Genomic DNA, 19539 nt, shown 5'->3' with positions numbered 1-19539 from the left:
GCCCGGTTGAAAGTCGAAAACGTCACGAGGCAGGTCTCCTGGCTCGCACCGCTGCGGCTCGCTGGCCGGTGGGCCGGCGCCTTCCCGCGCGCCTGCGCAGTGGCTGTGCCTAACCCTTCAGTGCTTACAGTTGCGGGGGCAGCCGCGGCTTGTACCGCGTTCCCGTCTTAGCTCGGGCCAACGCCCGAGAACCTCGCAGCGGCAAGGCTACGCAGTGCCTGCCTGGCGGTCAACCGCTGCGGCGATTGACGCGGGCCCGGCCCCGTGATTTGCTAGCGCATTGCGTTCAGGTGCCCCCGACGGGGGTGAAACGGGAAACCGGTGCGTCGCGCGTCCTTTACAGGAACCGACAAGGCCGGTGCTGCCCCCGCAACGGTAAGCGAGAGAAGCGTCCAGACCACTGTGCCAGCCTTAAGGCATGGGAAGGTGACGCCATAGAAGGAGCCTTGCTCCACCTCGCGAGCCCGGAGACCGGCCTGACACGTGCTCACAGTACACCCGCGGTGGGCGGGCGTCGTCGTATCACCTGGGCCGGCCGTGCCCAGGGTCGTCGCGCATGCCCGTTGCCACAACAAAAGCAGCAGAGGAACGCGTCATGCCCATCACCAGCGCCAAACACAGTATCGCCACCCCCGTCAGCCTCAGCCAGCGACTGATCGTCGCGGTCGGCGCCAGCCTGCTGGGCCTGTGCCTGGTGTACTTCGCCGGTTTCTCGCACATCGAGGCGGTGCACAACGCCGCCCACGACACCCGCCACAGCGCCGCCTTCCCTTGCCACTGAGTAAACCCGCATGATTACGCGCATCGCCCGTACCGCGGGTTTCAGCGGCCTGCTCGCGGCCCTGTTGCTGACCCTGCTGCAAAGTTTCTGGGTCGCCCCACTGATTCTCCAGGCGGAAACCTACGAATCCGCCGCCCCGGTCGCCGAACACCATGAGCACGGCGCCGCCGCCCCCCACAAACATGAACACAGCGCCGAGGCCTGGGCGCCGGAAGATGGCTGGCAGCGCGTGCTGTCCACCACCGGCGGCAACCTGGTGGTCGCCGTCGGTTTCGCCCTGATCCTGGTCGCCCTCTACAGCCTGCGCGAACCGAACCGCGTGGCCACCGGCGCGCTGTGGGGCCTGGCCGGCTTTGCCGTGTTCTGCCTGGCGCCGACCCTGGGCCTGCCACCGGAACTGCCCGGCACCGCCGCCGCCGACCTCGGCCAGCGCCAGACCTGGTGGATCGGCACCGCAGCGGCCACAGCCGCCGGCCTGGCATTGTTGGTGTTCGCCCGGCACTGGCTGCTCAAGGCGCTGGGTGTCGCCCTGCTGGTGATCCCGCACCTGATCGGCGCGCCACAGCCGGCTGTGCATGAAAGCCTGGCGCCGGAGGCCCTCGAGACCCAGTTCAAGATCGCCTCGTGGCTGACCAACGCCGCGTTCTGGCTGGCACTGGGCCTGCTCAGCGCCTGGCTGTACCGTCGCGCCAGCCAGGCCTGATGCGCGATCTGCCTGTCCAGCCGGCGTTGTACGCCGGCTTTGGCTGTCGCCGTGGCTGCCCGGTCGAGACGCTCGCGGTGCTGCTGCGCCAGACGCTCAATCGCCATGCCCTGCCCCTCTCAGCCCTGCGCGCCATCGCCAGCATCGAGCCCAAGGCTCGCGAACCCGGCCTGCTGGCATTGGCCGAGCGCCTGGGGCTGCCTTACATCTGCTTCGATGCCTCGCACCTGATGGTCTTCGAGCCACTGCTCAGCCATCGCTCGGCCACGGTGTACGCCCAGACCGGCTGCTGGGGCGTCGCCGAAAGCACCGCCCTGGCCCTGGCCGGCGACAACGGCCGTCTGCACGTGCCAAGACAGGTCCTCGGCAGCGCTACCCTGGCCCTGGCCATCGGCGGATAATCCGCCACTCTCTCTACAAGGAATCCCCATGACGGTCTATTTCATCGGCGCCGGCCCCGGCGATCCCGAGCTGATCACGGTCAAGGGCCAGCGCCTGATCCGCCAATGCCCGGTGATCATCTATGCGGGCTCTCTGGTCCCCGCCGCCGTGTTGGAAGGTCACCAGGCGCACACGGTGATCAACAGCGCCGAACTGCACCTGGAACAGATCGTCGAAGCAATGCGCCAGGCCCACGCCAATGGCGAGGACGTGGCCCGCGTGCACAGTGGCGACCCCAGCCTGTACGGCGCCATCGGCGAGCAGATCCGCCACCTGCGTGAACTGGGCATCGACTACCAGATCGTCCCTGGCGTCACCGCCACCGCCGCCAGTGCCGCGCTGCTCGGCTGCGAGCTGACCTTGCCCGATGTCGCGCAGACCGTGATCCTCACCCGCTTTGCCGACAGTTCGCCGATGCCGGCCGGTGAGCAACTGGCCGACCTGGCCCGCCACGGCAGCACCCTGGCCATCCACCTGGGCGTGCGCCACCTGGCCCGCATCGTCGAGCAACTGCGGCCACACTATGGTGCCGACTGCCCGATCGCCGTGGTCCATCGCGCCACCTGGCCGGACCAGGACTGGGTCAAGGGCACCTTGGCCGATATTTGCGAGCGCGTTGCCGCCAAGGATTTCCGTCGCACCGCGCTGATCCTGGTCGGCCATGTGCTGGGCGACGCGCCGTTCGCCGACTCGGCCCTGTATCGAGCCGGTCACGCCCACCTCTACCGACCCGGCTCGTGAAGTGATTGCCGACCGGGGCGCGGCGTAGCACACTGGGTTTTCCAACTGGACGGAAACCAAGCCCATGCTCGAACTGCGCCCCAACTGCGAATGCTGCGACACCGACCTGCCGGCCGAAAGCCCGGATGCGCTGATCTGCTCGTTCGAATGCACCTTCTGCCGTGCCTGCAACGACCGGCACTTCCACAACCGCTGCCCGAACTGTGGCGGCCAGCTGGTGGCCCGCCCCACCCGCGCCGGCAAGGTGCTGGACAACAATCCCGCCTCGACACAGCGTGTGCACAAGCCGCACGCGGCCTGCGCCTGAACCTCGCTTGTAGGACTTTTCTACAGGTTGGTGAAGGTTTTTCAACACACCTATACTCGCCTATTACCAAGGCTCCTGAATATCCGTAAGGTGCGCGCTGCCCAGCAAGTCCGCTGCCCAGCGCCTGTAAAAGAAGGCGGGAAGCGGGCTGCACTTTGACAGGAGTTACCTGAATGACATCCGTGCTGTTGGTCGATGACCACCACATTGTTCGACTCGCCGTACGCATGCTGCTCGAACGCGAACGCTTCACCGTCGTAGGGGAAACCGGTAAAGGCAAGGAAGCTGCCCGCCTGGCCGAGCAGACCAAGGCGGACGTGGTCATCCTTGATATCGGCCTGCCGGACCTTGATGGCATGGAGGTGATCAAGCGCCTCAAGCTGATCGACCCGCCACCGCGGATCATGGCCCTGACCGGCCAGCCCGCCGACCTCTACGTACGCCGCTGCATGGACGCCGGCATCTCGGCCTTCGTCAATAAAGACGAGGACCTCGACGCCCTGGTCTTCGCCCTCAAGGCGCTGGTCAAGGGCTACTCGACCTTTCCGCAGATGGCGGTCAACAGCAACACCCTGGAAAGTGAGACCGAGCGCCTGGCACTGCTCTCCAACCGGGAGATGGAGGTGCTGCGCCGGCTCAGCGCCGGCCAGAGCAACAAGCTGATCGGCGAGCAGATGAACCTCAGCGCCAAGACCATCAGCACCTACCGTGGCCGGATCATGGAGAAGCTCAAGGTCGAGTCGCTGGTGGAAATGGTCGACCTGGCCAAACGCAACAACGTGGCCTGAACCATGAACAGGGGTGCACCGCTGTGCCTGCTGCTGGTCACGATGCTGTCGCCGTCCGCGCTGGGTGAAGTGAGCAGCGAGCCCCGCCACCTGCTGGCCCGCGCCCTGAGCGCGGCACCGCCATTGGCGGTTGCCAGCACCGACCGGCAATGGCTGAACGAACGCAAGCGCCTGGTGCTGGGCAGCTCACGCCCGGACTACCCACCCTTCGACATCAATATCAGCCAGGCCGACTACGAGGGCCTGAGCGCCGACTACGCAGGCCTGATCGCCGAACAGCTGGGCGTGCCGATCGAAGTGCGGCGCTACGCCAGCCGCGCCCAGGCACTCGACGCATTGCGTGCCGGTGAGATCGACCTGCTGGGCAGCTCCAATGCCTTCGAGGCCAATGATGCCGACCTGACACTGAGCCTGCCCTATGCCGACGACCTGCCGGTGATCGTATCGCGGCAGAACCGCGGCCTGCGCGAAGAGGACAACCTCAAGGGCCTGCGCCTGGCCATGGTCGACCATTACCTGCCCACTCGCGCGGTGCAGCAGCTCTACCCCCAGGCGCAACTGAGTCTCTACCGTTCCACCCTCGCCGGCGTCGCCGCCGTGGCCCTGGGCCAGGCCGATGCCTACCTGGGTGACGCCATCAGCGCCGACTACGTGATCGCCAAGGGTTTCCAGGAACGGGTCAAGGTCGATCATTTCGTCAGGATGCCGGCTAGCACGTTCGCGTTTGCCCTGGCCCGCGACAATCAGCGCTTGCTGCAACTGGTCGACCTCGCCCTGGGACGCATCGCCGACAGCGAGCGACTGAACATCCTGCGGCGCTGGACGGGCGGCAGCACCAGCTTCCTGCTCGACCGCCGCCTCGACGCCCTGACCCACGAGGAGCGCGAGTGGATCGCCCGGCACCGGCAGGTCAAGGTGATGATCAACACCACTCTCGCCCCCCTGAGCTTCACCGATGCCCAACAGCAACCCCGGGGTATCGCCGTGGACTTGCTGGAGCGCATCGGTTTACGCACCGGCCTGCATTTCCAGATCGTCGAGTCCGAGTCGTTCGAACAGATGGTCGAGCAAGTCGCCCAGGGCAAGGTGGACATGATCGGTGCCATCGGTTACGGCGTGCACCGCGCTCAACGCCTGCGCTACACGCGCCCCTACATGATCAGCCCGCGGGTGCTGGTCACCCGTCAGAATGCGGCGCCCCTGGACGCTGAAAAGCCGTTGCAGGGGCAGCGCGTGGCACTGCTGCGCGGCTCGCCACTGCTCGAAGACCTGGAGCGCCAGGTCGTCGGCCTGCGTACCCTGGAGGTGGAGAACCCCTTGCAGCTCATGGAGGCGGTCGCCAACGGCGATGCCGACGTCGCCCTCAGCTCCCAGGTCAATGCCGCCTATTTCATCAATCAGGTCTTCAACGGTCGCCTCAGGATCGCTGGCCTGCTGGGCGATGAGCCGGCCCTGGCGACCTTCGCCGTGAGCCCCGCGCAGCCGCAACTGCAGGCAATCCTCGACAAGGCCTTGCTGAGCATACCGCCCGACGAGCTGGAGCAACTGGTCAACCGCTGGCGCACCAACACCGTGGTCAGCGACAGCCCCTGGCGCAACTACCGCACACTGGCGCTGCAGGTTCTGGTGCTGGCCACCCTACTGCTGGCCGGCGTGGTGTTCTGGAACAGCTACCTGCGCAAACTGATCCAGCAGCGCAGCGAAGCCCAGCGCGCCCTGCAGGAGCAGCTGGCGCTCAGCCGCGGACTGCTCGAGCAATTGCGCCAGGCCAAGGACGATGCCGAACAGGCCAGCCGGGCCAAAAGCACTTTTCTCGCGGTCATGAGCCATGAGATCCGCACACCGATGAACGCCGTCATCGGCCTGCTCGAAATGGCCCAGGAGGACAGCCGCCATGGCCACAGCGACACCCAGGCGCTGGAGGCAGCCCACGACTCGGCGCTCGGTTTGCTCGACCTGATCGGCGATGTACTCGACATCTCACGCATCGAGTCCGGCCACATGACTTTGCAACCGGTGGCCACCGATCTGGTCGATCTGGTGCGCGCGACCCTGCGGGTCTTCGAAGGCAACGCCCGCCTCAAGGGGCTTGTCCTGCGTGCGGTGCTGCCTGACGCGGCCACCTGGGTACTGGCTGACCCGCTGCGTCTCAAACAGGTGTTGTCGAACCTGCTGAGCAACGCGATCAAGTTCACCAATCAGGGCCAGGTCGACGTGTCATTGGCGGTGGCCCCCCTCGACGGCGGCCTGCACCGGGTCACGCTGCAGATCAAGGACAGCGGCGTGGGTATCAGCCCCGAGGACCAGACACGGCTGTTCACCACCTTCTCCCAGGTCGATGGCCGCCAGGCACGCCAGGGCGCGGGCCTGGGGCTGGTGATCAGCCGTGAGCTGTGCGAGCTCATGGGGGGCGAGCTGGCCTTGCACAGCATCGAGGGCCTGGGGACCCAGGTCGATGTTCATCTCACCCTGCCCGGTGCCGAGCCCGCCGTCAGCACGCCGCTCAGCACCGCCTTGATCGAGGCCGGCAGTGGTCCCCTGCAGGTCCTGGTGGTCGACGATTACCCGGCCAACCTGCTGCTGCTCGACAAACAACTGCGTTCGCTGGGCCATCAGGTGACCCTTGCCGATCAGGGCAAGGCGGCGCTGGCACTCTGGCAGGCCGGCCATTTCGACGTGGTGATCACCGATTGCAGCATGCCTGTGATGGACGGCCATGCCCTGGCCCGCAGCATTCGCGCCCAGGAGCGCGAGGTTGGATTGCCGGGCTGTCGCATCATCGGCGTCACCGCCAACGCCCAGGCCGAGGAGCGGCAACGCTGCCTGGACAGCGGCATGGACGAATGCCTGTTCAAACCGATCGGCCTGCAGGCACTCAGAGCATGCCTGCCCCTGGTCGCCGCCCCCGTTCGCGGCCAGGTCATCGAGGCGACTCGGCCCAGCGGTTTCGACCTGGCCGAACTGCGCCACCTCACCCAGGACGACCACCAGTTGATCCGGCGCCTGCTGGAACAACTGGCAAAAAGCAGCGCGGAGGATTTGCAGGCCTTGCATACCCTCGGCGCCGATCCCGCGCCCGAAGCCCTGGCCCCGGTGGTCCACCGGGTCAAGGGCGGCGCGAAAATGCTCAAGGTCAAGGGTGTCAGGCAGGACTGCGAGGCCCTGGAACAGGCCATCGCACAGGGCCTGCCGGTGGACCAGATGCTCGCCCGGCTGCGGGCGAGCCTGCATGGCCTGGAACAGGAGCTGCGCCAGAGCCTCAGTGCAATTGAAGGGTCGAACTGATCTGGCTGATGGCGTCCACCACGTGCCGCGATCCCTGCTGGATCTCCATGATCACCGTGCCGGCCTCGTTGGCCAGCTCCACGCCCAACCCCGTGCGGGTCAGGCTTGACTGCATGCTGGCCACCGCGGTCAGCGACAGGTCATGGTTCTGCCGCACCACCTCGACGATCTCCAGGGTCGCCTTGCTGGTGCGCGCCGCCAGGTTGCGCACCTCGTCGGCGACCACGGCGAACCCGCGCCCATGCTCGCCGGCCCGGGCCGCCTCGATGGCGGCATTGAGCGCCAGCAGATTGGTCTGGTCGGCGATGCCGCGAATGGTCAGGACAATCTGCCCGATGACCTCGGACTGCTTGCTCACGGCGTCGATGGTACGGGCGGCGTCGTTCAGCTCGGAGGAAATCTGCTCGATCACCTCCACTGCCTGCTGTACCACCTGGGTGCCCTTGCGCGCGCAGGCGTCGGTCTGCATCGAACTGGCGTGGGCGGCATCGGCGGCGGTCTGCTGGGTGCTGATCTGACGGGTGATGTCACTGGCGAATTTCACCACCTTGTACAACCGGCCCTTGTTGTCGAAGATCGGGTTGTAGGACGCCTCCAGGTACACGGTCTGGCCTTGTTTGTTGACGCGTTCGAAGCGGTGCGAATGGTACTCGCCGCGATTGAGCGAGGCCCAGAAATCACGGTACTGGGCCGACTCACGCTCGTGGGGCAGGCAGAACAGCCCATGGTGGCGCCCGACCACTTCCTCCAGGCGATAGCCCATGGTGTCGAGGAAGTTCTGGTTGGCCTTGATCACCCGCCCGGCTGGGGTGAACTCGATCACCGCCATGGAACGGCCGATGGCCTTGAGCAGGCTTTCGCTCTCATGCTCCTCGATCACATGGCGGGTGATGTCGGAGGCCACCTTGATCACGCTGGTGACCTGCTGGCGCTCGTCGACCACCGGCATGTAGCTGGCCTCCAGCCACACCTCGCGACCGGCCTTGTCCAGGCGTTCGAAGGTGCCGCTGATGGCCTTGCCCTCGCCCAGTTCGCGCCAGAGCTGCTGGTACTCGGCGCTCTTGGCGTAAGTCGGGTCGCAGAAGATCCGGTGGTGCTTGCCGCAGATCTCGTCGGCGCTGTAGCCCATGGTCTTGCAGAAGTGCTCGTTCGCATCGAGGATCGTGCCATCCGGCGCGAACTCGATCATCGCCATGGAACGGCTGATCGCCGCCAGCTTCGCCTCCATGCCCGCCAGGGCCTGCCGGGCGCGCTGGATTTCGACCAGATCGGACTTGCGATGGTATTCGAACATGGGCCGGGGCTCCTCTATCCACGGGATGCCCTGAGCATAGATCGGCGTTAGAGCCATGCAAGCGATCTGATATCACTTTTGGATTAGGCATTTGTACCGTCTGTCTGCTCATGGCCTCAGCTCCCGCCAATCCATACCTGGACCGGCGTCAGAACTGCACGCCACGGGTCAGCCCGCCATCGACCAGCAGGTTGGTGCCACTGATGAAGCTCGCCGCCGGACTGGCCAGGAACACCGTGGCCCGGGCGACCTCGTCCGGCCGTGCCATGCGTCCGAGAGGATTGGCCGCCAGGCTGCGGGCAAACGCCTCAGGCTGCTCGCGTTCGATCCGCCCCCAGACGCCATCGGCGAAATACACGTTGCCGGGCGATACGCAATTGACCCGGATACCCTCGCCGGCATGGCGCGCCGAAAGGGTCTTGCCGTAATGATTCAGCGCGGCCTTGAGCACCCCGTACGGCTCGTCGAAACTACTCAGTTCACGTCCGGACACACTGGAGATCAACACCACGGCCGCCTGCCCCGAGGCCTTGAGCCACGGCAGCGCCGCCGTCACCATGCCAACCGTGCCCAACAGGTCGGTTTCGAAGGCCTGGCGCCATATCCTGGCCTCGCTGCCGTGGGCCAGGGCGCTGACGTTGGGCACGACGATATCGATGCCGCCCATGCGCTCGGCGGCAGCGGCGATCCACCCGTCGACCTGCGCGGCATCGGTGATGTCCACCGCCCTGCCGCAGGCCAGGTCGCCAAGCTCGGCCTCGGCCTGGCGCACCCCGGCCTCGTCCCGTGCACAGAACGCCACCTGGGCGCCTTCGGCGAGAAAGCACTCGACGATGGCCCGGCCGATACCCCGTGTGCCGCCGCTGACCACGACCCGGGCACCTTGCAGTTGCAGATCCATGTACTGATTCCTCTGGCTGGTTGAAGTGCCGGCGAGTGTAGGGGCAGCCCCCCGTCAACAGTGGAAGCGGGCGCAGAAAAGCCTCAAGGTTCGACATTGTCGAACTCGAGCGCCTGCGCCACCTTGCGATTGCAGGCACAATGGGCAGCCATCGAATGCCGGGATCGCTTTATGTCCGCCAACAGTCGCCAGATCCAGTCCCTGGAGCGGGCCATGCACCTGCTCGAACTCATCCGCGCCGAAGGCGGCCGGGCGCGCCTGAACGACCTCGCCGAACGCAGTGGCCTGGGCAAGAGCACGGTCCATGGATTGCTGGATACCTTGATGTCGCTGGGCTACGTCACCCGCGAGCAGCGTCACTACGCCCTCGGTCTGCGCCTGCGCCAGCTGGCACAGCCACTGAGCGAGACCGAGCAGCGCCTGCGCCAGGCCTTCACCCCGGCGCTGCGCGCCTTTGCCGACCTGTGTGGGGAGCACTGCTTCCTGGCGGTGCCTGGCGGCACACGTGCCTACCTCACGCTGGCGGCACTGGATGGCCGGGGCCAGGCTTTGCAACTGCCCACGGACACTCGTCGCGACGGCCTGGCCACTTCGGCGATCGGCAAGGTGCTGCTGGCCCATGACCCTCAGCTGGCCAGGCAACTGCTGCGTACCCAACCGGTCCCGCAAACGCTCGAGCAGGAGCTGCACCAGGTCGCCAGCCAGGGGTTTGCCCTCGACCTGGCCGCCTCGCGTGAAGACCTGCACTGCTTCGCCCTGCCCCTGCGCCTGCGCGGCCAGGTGGTCGCCGCACTCGGTGCCGGCGGGCCGGCACAACGCCTGCAGGCGCCGGTTATGCGGCGCATGGCGAACCGGGCGATGCGCTCGCTGTTCGACCTGGTGAAGTGCTGACGCGCGACAAGGCGCAGCGACCTCCATTCAAAGTCTGCGAGCCAATCCACCCGGCGCAGGCGGCCCTTCTATAATCTCCAGGTACCCGCAGCACGATGCTGCCCCTCCAGAGGGATACACATGAAGATCGTGGTCACCAGCATCCTCGTCGACGATCAGGCCAGGGCCCATGCCTTCTACCACCATGTCCTGGGTTTCGAACCCAAGCACGACATCCCCATGGGCAAGCACCGCTGGCTCACCCTCACCTCCCCCAACGATCCCAACGGCGTCGAGCTGCTGCTCGAACCCGACGCCCACCCCGCAGCCAAGACCTACAAGGCCGCGCTCAAGCAGGACGGCATTCCCGCCACTTCGTTCGGCGTGCGCGATATCCAGGCCGAGTATGAACGGCTGTGCAAGGCCGGCGTGCAGTTCACCCAGCCGCCCACGGCCATGGGCCCTGTCACCGTGGCCGTGTTCGACGATACCTGCGGCAACCTGATCCAGATCGCCCAACGGCATTGATCAGCCCTGCGCCACCGGCAAACGCAAGGTGGCGCACAGGCCCCGCGGCGAACCGTTGCGCAACTGCACGCTACCGTCCAGACGCTGGACAATGGTTCGCACGATCGACAAGCCCAGGCCGGCACCATTAGGCGCATCCTTGCTGTAGAAACGTTCGAACACGCGCTCAAGATCCGCCGCCTCGATACCCGGCCCTTCGTCCTCGATCGCCAGGATCAACGCCTGGTCCTCACGATGCAGCGTGACATGCACCCGCCCGCCCGGCGGCGAATGGTCCACCGCATTGGTCACCAGGTTCTGCAAGGCGATGCCCAGCGCGCCGGCATCGCTGTACAGCCGATAATCGGCACCCTCAGCAATGTCCAATGAAGGCTCCTGGCCGCGTTCGAGCATCCAGGGTGTCAGTTCCGCCAAGGTCTCGGCGACCAGCGCGGCCAGGTCGACCTCGGCCCAGTCGCGCTGTGCCAGACGGGGTTCGAGCCGCGCCAGGGTCAGCAGCTGGTTGACCACCCGGGTCAGGCGATCTACTCCGCCGATCAGAAATCCCAGGGCCTTGTCGCGCTCGACCGCGCTGGTGGCGGCCTGGGCGTTCTGCGCGTGCAGGCGCAGGATTGCCAGTGGCGTGCGCATTTCGTGGGCGGCATCGGCAATGAACCGGTGCTCGCGGCGCAACAGCTCGTCGATCTGCGCCAGCAGTCGGTTGATCGCCGCCTGCATGGGCTCCAGTTCCTTGGGCAACGGCACCAGTTGCAGGGGCTCCAGGGACTCGGCATGTCGCCCGCGGATCACCCGCGCCATGTTCTGCAGCGGCTGCAGCCCCCAGCCGATCGCGGCCCAGACCAGCAAGGCCAGAGCCAGGCTGCCGAGCAGGAACGGCATCAGGGTATGCCGCACGATGCGGTCGATGAGGTCGTAGCGCACGTCGTTACGCTCCCCTACCCAGATCAGCCAGCGCTTCTCCGGCACCGGCAGCACGAAGCCGCGCCAGCGCTGGCCCTGCACCTGCATGTCTGCAAACCCCGGCGTGCTCGGTGGCGTGGTGAATGCAGGCGCACTGGGGGTGCGCACCAACAGGTTGGCGCGATCGTCCCACACCTGGAAGGCCAGCTTGCTTTCATACGGGTGGCCGACCCGGTGGCGCCCCGCCTTGCTCAAGGCTTCATCGAACGCCTGGTACAGCGCCTGGCGGTTCTGCTCCTGCACCGGCAGGCTCATGACCCCTTGCAGCAGGCGTGCGTTCTGCGCCAGGTGGGCGTCGTAGACTTCGGTGATCTCATGACGGCTGTCGTGATAGTTATACAGCGCCAGCAGACCACTGCCGACCAGCAGCAACAGCATGACCCGCCACAGGGTTCGCTGGCGCAGCGAACTCATGCGCGCCCCTCCACCAGGTAGCCGATGCCACGCACGGTACGGATCAGGCCGTTGAACAGTTTCTTGCGCAACTGGTAGATGTTGACCTCCAGGGTATTGCTCTCGGGCTCTTCATCCCAGCCATAGAGCAACCGGGTCAGGCGCTCGCGGGTAAAGACCTTGCCCGGTTGCGCGAGCAACTCGTGCAGCAGCAGGTATTCCTTGGGCGTGAGCACCACCGGCTGGCCCTTGTAACGCACTTGCTGGGTGGCCGGGTCGAGGCTGACCCCGGCATGTTCGATCAGCACCCTGGCGCGGCCTGCGCTGCGCCGCAGCAAGGCGCGCAGGCGGGCCTTGAGTTCGTTGAGATCGAAGGGTTTGACCAGGTAGTCGTCGGCGCCGGCATCGAGCCCGGCAATACGGTCCTCGAGCGCGTCGCGGGCCGTGAGGATCAGCACCGGCACAGGGTTTTCCGTCGCGCGCAGGCGTCGCAGCAGTTCGAGCCCGTCCAGTCGCGGCAGGCCCAGGTCCAGGACCAGCAGGTCGAACGTCTCGACGCCCAGGGCGTGCAGTGCGCTCTGGCCATCCTGCAGCCAGTCGAGGGTATAGCCCTCCAGGCGCAAGCCATCGCAGATCCCCTCGCCCAGGGCGGGGTCGTCTTCAACCAGCAGCAGGCGCATGCTCAGTCCTGTTTGTCCCTGATGGCCTTGAGTAAAGCATCGATTTCCCCGCGCCGGCCCTGGTCGGCCAGTTCGCGCCCCGGACGTGGCGCGGCGCGCAGTGCCTTGTCCAGGGCGGCGCTGGCCTCGGCGTAGCGGTTCTGCCGGTACAGGTGGTCGGCCCAGAAGTAGTTGCTGTCGATGCCGTCGGGGTTGATTGCCAATGCCTGGCGCAGCATGGCCTCGGCCTTGTCCTTGTCGCCGAACCCCAGAGGCCAGCCCGGCACCCGGTCGTACAACGCGCCAAGGCTGGTATAGGCCGAGCCTTGCAGGGCCTTGGGGTCCATCGCCAAGGCCTTCTCCAGGCTGGCGCGGGCGGCCTTGACCTTGCCCAGCGCGCCGAGCCCGCCCGTGGCACCGGCCCAGCTGCTGTCGACGATACCTTCCCAGATCAACGGCTCCGCCGAGCCCGGGTACTGCCGAACGAACGCCGCCGCGTCCGCGGCAAGGGCTTCGAAGGCTTTGCTGCGCTGCGCCTCGGGCAGTTGGTACTGGATCTGCGCCCAGCGCTGCTGCACCTCGTTCAAACGCTGGCTGCCGGCCTGGTCCAGAGCCCAGACAACGGGCGAGAAGGCCAGCACACTGGCCAGTAACAGACGTTTCATTTGCCTGACTCCTTGCCCGAGTGGGCGCTGTAGCGTCGAATCAGCGGCAGTTGTTTGCGCAGGGCACGATCAACCAGCCCGGGCAGCATGCCGTTCAAACGCACGAAGAGTTTTTCCGGCCAGCCCAGGTACAACTCGCTGCGGTCTGCCTGGACCGCGGCAAGCACGGCCCGGGCCACATCCCCCGGCTGATCCACGCCGACCTTCAACGCCTGGTTGAGCGCTGTCGCGGCACTGCTGTTCATCGCCGTGCGCGTTGCCCGTGGCGCGGCGTACAGCACGTTCACCGAGGTGTCGGCCAATTCGCGGCGCAGGGCCTCGGAGAAGCCGCGCAGGGCGAACTTGCTGGCACAGTAGACGGCATAGCCGGGGTAGCCGATCGAGCCGTAGGTGGAGCCGACGTTGACCACCAGCGCCCGAGGCTCCAGGCGCAGCAACGGCAGGCAGCCACGGGTAAGCTGCACCGCGGCCTTGAGGTTGATGTCCAGCAGTTCGTCGAGGGCGGTCTCGTCGAGCTGGTCGAGCAAGGCGAAGCGATTGATCCCGGCGGCATTGATCAGCACATTGACCCCGTCCATGGCCCGGGCAGCACTCAGTACCGCCTGGCGCCCCTCGGCGCCGCGCAGGTCGGCCGCCTGCCAGCGCAACTGTTGTGGGTAGCGGTTCATCAACTGCGCCAGCCTGCCCATGTGCCGGCTTACCGCCAGCACCCGCGCGCCGGCGGCGCACAACTGTTCGGCCAGTTCCAGGCCGATGCCACCACTGGCCCCGGTCAGCACCACCACGCATTCAGGCAAGCGCATGCCGCACCTCGCTCTGGCCGGCCCGCGGCAGGCCCAGGAACATGTCGGTGTACAGGCGGTACACCATCTTGGCGGCGTGGATCACCGCCTGCTGGTCGTCGCTGTCTTCCAGGCGGTCCATCAGGCCGCGATAGGTCAGCATGTGGTCCTGGTCGAGGGCGCCATGGGAGCTGAGGTAGCTGAACGCCTTGTCCGGCAGCCCCAGGCTGCCTTGAATCCTGCCGGCGGCCTGGGTGGCCAGGGCGATGCTGGTGCCTTCGAGCACATTGACCATGCCGAACAGCCCCACCGGGTTGCCGCGGGCAATCAGGTCGTAGAGGAAGGCCACCATCAGTTCGATCGGTTGTGCCGGCCGACTGTCACGGGCCTTGGCCGGGTCGGCGCCGCAGGCGGCGATGTCGTCGAGGATCCAGCGTTCGTGGCCGTACTCCTCCTCGATGTACTCGCACACCGCGCCGCGCAGCCACTCCAGACGCGACGGTAACCGCGCGCCGCAAGCCATCATCAGCGGCACGGTATGGCGGACATGGTGGTAGGCCTGGGTCAGGAAAGCCACGTAGCCCTCCAGGCTGACCACCCCACCCAGGGCATCGCGGATCACCGGGACACTGAACAAGGCTTCACGCTCCCTCGCAGTCTGCGCTTGCAGGATTTCGAAAAAGGACATGGCGTACCTCACGGATGCTGAAGGTCGGACAACAGGGATTGGTAATGCCGCAGGATCACGTCGCGACGAGGACGGCCATTGGCGGTCAGGGTGCCCGCCTCGACGCTGAAAGGTTCGGGCAGGCGCCGCCAGGCATGAACCCGGGCGTAATCCGGCAGGCCGTCGTTGCACTGGCGGACCGCCGTTGCGATCTGCCCATCACTGGCCTGCGGGTCCAGGGGCCAGAGCAAGGCCAGGTTGCCCGGCAGGCCCTCGCCGTGCACGAAGGCCTGGCCGATCAGTCCACACTGGGTCAGTTCGGCCTCGACCCATTCCGGGTTGACGTTGCGGCCGAAGCTGGTGATGAACTGGTTCTTCTTGCGCCCGGCCAGGTGCAGGTAGCCGTCGCGGTCCAGTTGGCCGAGGTCGCCGGTCGGCCACCACTGGCCATCGAACGCTGGCTCGCCGAGATAGCCGAGCAGCGTCGTACCCGCCACCAGCACCTCGCCATCCTCGGCGATGCGCACCCGCACATGGGGCAGCGGCCGCCCGACGCTACCCGGGCGCAGCGCCCCGGGCCGGTTCAGGCACACCACCGATGCGCACTCGGACAACCCGTACCCCTCGTACACCGGCAACCCCACCGCCGCGGCGCGCGACAGCAGGCTGTCTGCCACCCGGGCGCCACCCACGGCAACAAAGCGCAGCGGGTCGACCCGCATCGCCCCCCGTTCGATAGCCGTGACCAACCCCAGCAGCAGCTGCGGAACCAGGATCAGGCTCTCGGCGCCGCTCAGGGCAATGGCCCCGAGCAGGCGGCTGAAATCCACCTGGCTGGCGCCGCCGATGCCCAGCTGTGACTGCGGGTAGAGCATGACGCTGGCGCCTGCCAGAAGTGCCGCGTACACCCCCAGGTTCTCCAGCAGCACCGCCAGCGGCAACACCGCCAGGTATTTGCCCGGCGCCGCCGCGCGGCTGGCGAACTCCAGTTCGTGGGCCACCCTGACCAGGGCCGCCGCGCCCAGGCACACGCCCTTGGGCGCCCCGGTACTGCCGGAGGTGTAGGTGATCTTGGCGGTGCCCTGCGGCAGTGGTGGCGACGCGACGCTGTCCCGACTCCAGAATCGCGTGCTGCGGATGAATCCGCAGTCGCTCAGTTCCGCCGCCAGGCCGGCATCTGCCAGCACCCGTGTCACGCCACCTTGCACCAGGCAATGGCGTCGCTGGGCCGCACTGAAGAAGCCCGGAAGCAGCAGGCACGGACGCTCGGCCATCAGTGCCGCCAGATCCCACAGCAGGGCTTGCGGGCCGTTTTCCAGGGCCAGGGCGAAGGTACCGGGCGGTTGTTCGCGCAGCCAGGCTGCTCGCTGGCGAACCTCGCACAACAGTTGCTCATAGGTGAAACTTTCGCCAGCGCCCTGTACCGCTGGCTGGGCACCGCGGTAACGGGCATGGACCTGCAGCGTTTCGAAAAAGCGCTGGATGTCATGCGGCATGACCGGCCTCCTGGCGGATCGTCGGCAGGCCCAGCCGCTCGAACACGCCGGCATGGTCCAATGCCGCATGGCCCTGATCGATGCTGCCGACGAACACCTGTGGGTGATGTGCGTAGTAGCAGCCCCAATTGCCTGAGTCCTCGTCGATGCGCCGAGGGTCGGCCTGGGCAACCACCGTAGGCTCCAGGCCCAGCCGGCGAAAACTGTTGAGCAACGTCGCCGCACCGGTAAAGGCCACCCAGCGCAGGCCTCGGGCTGCCAGCAACCAGGTCACGGCGATGATCATGATCCGCGCACTGCCGGCACTGAGTGCGGCCAGGTTGCCCACCTCCACCAGTTGCTCGCGGGGCACCGGGCTTCCTGCCACGGCCGCCACGGCGTGCTCCAGCGGCATATCGAGGTAGCGTTCCAGAAACAGCGGCGCAGCGACGGCCAGGCGCAGGCCGGCGGCGGCTATCAGCCGACCATGGCGGTCATGCAGGCCCAGCAGCTGCGGCAGGTAATGATGGACATCGGCATGGTGGACACAGGCGAATCGTGCGTGGATGAACTGCTCTATCGCAGCGCGACCGGATGTTTCCGGGTCGTGCAGCGTGAGCTGCGCCTGGTGATGCGCATGGGTGCCAATGGGTAAGGGAAACAGGTTGTTCCAGGTTGGCTCGTTCATGACAGGCCCCCGCAGGTTGCAGTGCAGGCAGTATCGGGGGCAAATCTGAAGGCAGCCTGAAGTGCCCCCTTCAATAGGTGATGGCGGGCCTTGCCAGGACTGCTACATTGCTGACTTCCCCCGGCGCAGCCAGAACAAGGACAACCCATGCGCTACGAATTCAGTGAAGTGCTCAACGATCTGATCGACTATTTCCTGCTTGGCGATGTTCAACTGCTCGAACAATTCAAGGAAGACCACGACCTGCCCGACGACCTCGCCCGCGCCTTCACCCGTGGCGACAGCGGTGACCTGGCGGTGGCGCAAGGGGTGATCCTGCCCCTTGCCGGAATCGACAACCTGCCCTACCGCATCCTGTTTACCCTCGACGAGCGCACGCCGGCACTGCTGGAGCCCGGCAGCCGTCTCAAGCATCGTCGTGCAGGGTATGTGCTGCGGGTCGAGAATCGTGCGCTGATGCTGTTCACCTGGCGCGTCCTGCAGCACTTCACCAACAAGGCCCTGGGCGACCTGCTGGCGCGCTACCAGGAGCCGGGGCGGCCGATCATCGAGCTGGACAACGGCTGGTACGCGGTGGAGGTTCTGGCGGGCGCCGTGGTGCGCGACGGGTTGTACGAGCCGGCCTTCGAGTTCGTGCTCAAGAAGGCGTATGCCAAACCGCAGACCTCGGCGGTGGATGTCGGGTACCGATTTACCTTGCGTGGATACTTCGACTGACCGACCGTCATCGCGGGGCAAGCCCGCTCCCACGAGCGTGTGGAGCGGGCTTGCGGGCGGTCAGGTGTGGTGGATGTCGCGATCCTTGGTCTCCGGCAGGAAGAAGATCCCCAGCACCGCAGTCATCACCGCGATCACGATCGGGTACCACAACCCGTAGTAGATATCCCCGGTCGCAGCGACCATGGCGAAGGCCACCGTCGGCAGGAAGCCGCCGAACCAGCCGTTGCCGATGTGGTACGGCAGCGACATGGAGGTGTAGCGGATCCGCGCCGGGAACAGCTCCACCAGCCAGGCGGCGATCGGCCCGTAGACCATGGTCACGTAGATCACCAGGATGCTCAGCAGCAGCAACACCATCGGGTAATGGATCTTCGCCGGGTCGGCCTTCTCGGGGTAGCCAGCTTCCTTCAGGGCCGCCGTCAGGGTGGCGGTGAAGGCGTCGCCCTGGGTCTTCAGGTCCGCCGCAGCCAGGCTGCTGCCCTCGAAGCTCGGGATCACCCGCTCACCGATGCGGATCTGCGCCACGCTGCCGGGCTCGGCCTTCTCGTTCTCGTAGGGAATCGCCCGCTTGGCCAGCAGGCTCTTGGCGATGTCGCAGGAACTGGTGAACCGGGCCTTGCCAACCGGATCGAACTGGAACGCGCACTGCCCGGGGTCGGCGACCACCACCACCGGGTTCTGCTCCTGGGCGACGAACACGTCCGGGTTGCCGTACTCGGTCAGCGCCTTGAAGATCGGGAAGTAGGTCAGCGCGGCGATGATGCAGCCGGCCATGATGATCTTCTTGCGCCCGATGCGGTCGGACAGGCTGCCGAAGAAGATGAAGAACGGCGTGCCGATCAGCAGCGAGCCGGCGATCAGCAGGTTGGCGGTCTGCGGGTCGATCTTCAGCGTCTGCAGGAGGAAGAACAGCGCGTAGAACTGCCCGGTGTACCACACTACCGCCTGCCCGGCGGTGCCGCCGAGCAACGCCATGATCACCACCTTGAGGTTGTCCCAGCGGGCGAACGACTCGGTCAGCGGCGCCTTAGACGCCTTGCCTTCGGCCTTCATCTTCATGAACACCGGCGACTCGTTGAGCTGCAGGCGGATGTACACCGAAATCGCCAGCAACAGGATCGACAGCAGGAACGGGATGCGCCAGCCCCAGGCCTCGAACGCCTCGGTGCCCAAGGCGGTGCGGCAGGCCAGGATCACCAGCAGCGACAGGAACAGGCCGAGGGTCGCGGTGGTCTGGATCCACGCGGTGAAGAAGCCGCGCTTGCCCTTGGGCGCATGTTCCGCCACATAGGTGGCGGCGCCACCGTACTCGCCGCCCAACGCCAGACCCTGCAACAGGCGCAGGGTGATGAGGATCACTGGCGCGGCCACGCCGATGGTCGCGTAGCTGGGCAGCAGCCCCACCACCGCCGTGGATATACCCATGATCACGATGGTGATGAGGAAGGTGTACTTGCGCCCGATCATGTCGCCCAGGCGACCGAACACAATGGCGCCGAACGGCCGCACGGCAAAGCCGGCGGCAAAGGCGAGCAAGGCGAAGATGAATGAAGTGGTTTCATTGACCCCGGCGAAGAAGTGCTTGGCGATGATCGCCGCCAGTGATCCGTAGAGGTAGAAGTCGTACCATTCGAACACGGTGCCCAGCGAAGAGGCAAAGATGACTTTGCGCTCCTCCCGGGTGATGCCACGTTGGGGCGCGCTACTGCCCGTGGATGCGCTGTCAAGGACCGCCATGGGTCGCCTCCGTCTGGTTGTGGTAGACCGGAGTGCTCCATCAGATCCCAAAGCACGCACCCAGGCCCAAGGGCATTGCAGGCTGCGCGAAGCACGACGAGGCATCGGCCCCGGATCGCGGCAAGTCACTTCAAGCATAATCGGCCTTTGAACG

At 66.3% G+C, this 19539-nt stretch carries 19 protein-coding genes, 2 pseudogenes and 2 riboswitches; of the genes and pseudogenes, 10 read left to right on the top strand and 11 right to left on the bottom strand.

Annotated features, from left to right (window positions below):
• Nucleotides 1-11: 11 nt before the first annotated feature.
• Nucleotides 12-211, bottom strand: a riboswitch (cobalamin riboswitch).
• A 61-nt stretch (nucleotides 212-272) separates the two neighbouring features.
• Nucleotides 273-494: riboswitch (cobalamin riboswitch) on the top strand.
• A 101-nt stretch (nucleotides 495-595) separates the two neighbouring features.
• The 7 genes from V0R62_RS21295 to V0R62_RS21265 all read left to right on the top strand — a co-directional run bounded on the left by V0R62_RS21295 (nucleotide 596) and on the right by V0R62_RS21265 (nucleotide 7046).
• Nucleotides 596-781, top strand: coding sequence for a CbtB domain-containing protein (locus tag V0R62_RS21295; protein WP_028690797.1), 186 nt, complete (start codon nucleotides 596-598; stop codon nucleotides 779-781).
• Between the two features lie 10 nt (nucleotides 782-791).
• A complete protein-coding gene (locus V0R62_RS21290; RefSeq protein WP_330105109.1) occupies nucleotides 792-1484 on the top strand; it encodes a CbtA family protein in 693 nt (230 codons plus the stop codon).
• Nucleotides 1484-1885, top strand: coding sequence for a cobalamin biosynthesis protein (locus tag V0R62_RS21285; protein ID WP_330105108.1), 402 nt, complete (start codon nucleotides 1484-1486; stop codon nucleotides 1883-1885). Before V0R62_RS21290 ends, V0R62_RS21285 begins: the two co-directional genes overlap by 1 nt.
• Before the next feature lie 28 nt (nucleotides 1886-1913).
• Nucleotides 1914-2666, top strand: coding sequence for a precorrin-4 C(11)-methyltransferase (gene cobM, locus V0R62_RS21280; protein WP_330105107.1), 753 nt, complete (start codon nucleotides 1914-1916; stop codon nucleotides 2664-2666).
• Between the two features lie 64 nt (nucleotides 2667-2730).
• Nucleotides 2731-2973 carry a DUF1272 domain-containing protein gene (locus V0R62_RS21275; protein ID WP_330105106.1) on the top strand — a complete coding sequence of 81 codons (243 nt, stop codon included), beginning with the start codon at nucleotides 2731-2733 and terminating at the stop codon, nucleotides 2971-2973.
• 173 nt (nucleotides 2974-3146) lie between these two features.
• Nucleotides 3147-3761: a response regulator transcription factor gene (locus V0R62_RS21270; RefSeq protein ID WP_028690792.1), complete on the top strand. Its 615-nt coding sequence runs from the start codon at nucleotides 3147-3149 to the stop codon at nucleotides 3759-3761.
• A gap of 3 nt (nucleotides 3762-3764) precedes the next feature.
• Nucleotides 3765-7046, top strand: coding sequence for a transporter substrate-binding domain-containing protein (locus V0R62_RS21265; RefSeq protein ID WP_330105105.1), 3282 nt, complete (start codon nucleotides 3765-3767; stop codon nucleotides 7044-7046).
• Here the strand turns inward: V0R62_RS21265 and V0R62_RS26950 are convergent.
• The 3 genes and pseudogenes from V0R62_RS26950 to V0R62_RS21255 all read right to left on the bottom strand — a co-directional run.
• Nucleotides 7021-7443, bottom strand: a pseudogene (locus V0R62_RS26950) (methyl-accepting chemotaxis protein); the annotation flags it as partial. The gene V0R62_RS21265 and the pseudogene V0R62_RS26950 overlap by 26 nt on opposite strands.
• Nucleotides 7444-7557: 114 nt before the next feature.
• Nucleotides 7558-8274: pseudogene (locus V0R62_RS26945) on the bottom strand (PAS domain-containing protein); the annotation flags it as partial.
• 214 nt (nucleotides 8275-8488) lie between these two features.
• The gene (locus V0R62_RS21255) at nucleotides 8489-9241 is read right to left on the bottom strand and encodes an SDR family NAD(P)-dependent oxidoreductase (protein WP_330105103.1); all 753 of its coding nucleotides are present in this window, start codon (nucleotides 9239-9241) and stop codon (nucleotides 8489-8491) included.
• 171 nt (nucleotides 9242-9412) lie between these two features.
• On the opposite strand from V0R62_RS21255, the gene V0R62_RS21250 reads away from it, so the two are divergent.
• Both V0R62_RS21250 and V0R62_RS21245 read left to right on the top strand, forming a co-directional pair.
• A complete protein-coding gene (locus V0R62_RS21250) occupies nucleotides 9413-10132 on the top strand; it encodes an IclR family transcriptional regulator (RefSeq protein ID WP_330105102.1) in 720 nt (239 codons plus the stop codon).
• Nucleotides 10133-10252: 120 nt separating this feature from the next.
• Nucleotides 10253-10639, top strand: coding sequence for a VOC family protein (locus V0R62_RS21245; protein WP_186715034.1), 387 nt, complete (start codon nucleotides 10253-10255; stop codon nucleotides 10637-10639).
• Here V0R62_RS21245 and V0R62_RS21240 read toward each other — a convergent pair whose 3' ends face one another.
• Genes V0R62_RS21240 through V0R62_RS21210 form a run of 7 tightly spaced genes read right to left on the bottom strand, consistent with a single transcriptional unit; the run spans nucleotide 10640 to nucleotide 16928 of the window.
• A complete protein-coding gene (locus V0R62_RS21240) occupies nucleotides 10640-12013 on the bottom strand; it encodes a sensor histidine kinase (protein ID WP_330105101.1) in 1374 nt (457 codons plus the stop codon). It abuts the gene before it with no gap.
• The gene (locus V0R62_RS21235; protein ID WP_330105100.1) at nucleotides 12010-12672 is read right to left on the bottom strand and encodes a response regulator transcription factor; all 663 of its coding nucleotides are present in this window, start codon (nucleotides 12670-12672) and stop codon (nucleotides 12010-12012) included. The genes V0R62_RS21240 and V0R62_RS21235 overlap by 4 nt, the downstream gene beginning before the upstream one ends.
• A gap of 2 nt (nucleotides 12673-12674) precedes the next feature.
• Nucleotides 12675-13316 carry a tetratricopeptide repeat protein gene (locus V0R62_RS21230; RefSeq protein WP_330105099.1) on the bottom strand — a complete coding sequence of 214 codons (642 nt, stop codon included), beginning with the start codon at nucleotides 13314-13316 and terminating at the stop codon, nucleotides 12675-12677.
• Nucleotides 13313-14119, bottom strand: coding sequence for an SDR family oxidoreductase (locus V0R62_RS21225; protein ID WP_330105098.1), 807 nt, complete (start codon nucleotides 14117-14119; stop codon nucleotides 13313-13315). The genes V0R62_RS21230 and V0R62_RS21225 overlap by 4 nt, the downstream gene beginning before the upstream one ends.
• Nucleotides 14106-14786 (bottom strand): TenA family transcriptional regulator, encoded by a 681-nt coding sequence (locus V0R62_RS21220; RefSeq protein ID WP_330105097.1) that lies wholly within the window; start codon nucleotides 14784-14786, stop codon nucleotides 14106-14108. Before V0R62_RS21220 ends, V0R62_RS21225 begins: the two co-directional genes overlap by 14 nt.
• Before the next feature lie 8 nt (nucleotides 14787-14794).
• On the bottom strand, nucleotides 14795-16261 hold the full coding sequence (locus tag V0R62_RS21215; RefSeq protein WP_330105096.1) for an AMP-binding protein: 1467 nt from the start codon (nucleotides 16259-16261) through the stop codon (nucleotides 14795-14797).
• Entirely contained in the window at nucleotides 16251-16928 is a 678-nt protein-coding gene (locus V0R62_RS21210) for a thermostable hemolysin (RefSeq protein WP_330105095.1), read from the bottom strand. Before V0R62_RS21210 ends, V0R62_RS21215 begins: the two co-directional genes overlap by 11 nt.
• 147 nt (nucleotides 16929-17075) lie before the next feature.
• Between V0R62_RS21210 and V0R62_RS21205 the strand changes: the two genes are divergently transcribed.
• On the top strand, nucleotides 17076-17645 hold the full coding sequence (locus tag V0R62_RS21205; protein WP_330105094.1) for a hypothetical protein: 570 nt from the start codon (nucleotides 17076-17078) through the stop codon (nucleotides 17643-17645).
• Between the two features lie 60 nt (nucleotides 17646-17705).
• On the opposite strand, the gene V0R62_RS21200 is transcribed toward V0R62_RS21205, so the two are convergent.
• Complete coding sequence (locus V0R62_RS21200; protein ID WP_330105093.1) at nucleotides 17706-19385, bottom strand: MFS transporter; 1680 nt, start codon at nucleotides 19383-19385, stop codon at nucleotides 17706-17708.
• Between the last annotated feature and the right edge of the window lie 154 nt (nucleotides 19386-19539).

The sequence above is a fragment of the Pseudomonas carassii genome, assembly GCF_036324045.1.
GTDB classification, from domain to species: Bacteria; Pseudomonadota; Gammaproteobacteria; order Pseudomonadales; family Pseudomonadaceae; genus Aquipseudomonas; species Aquipseudomonas peradeniyensis.
Note: the sequence above shows the minus strand (reverse complement) of the source record. Positions and strands in the feature narration are given on the sequence as shown.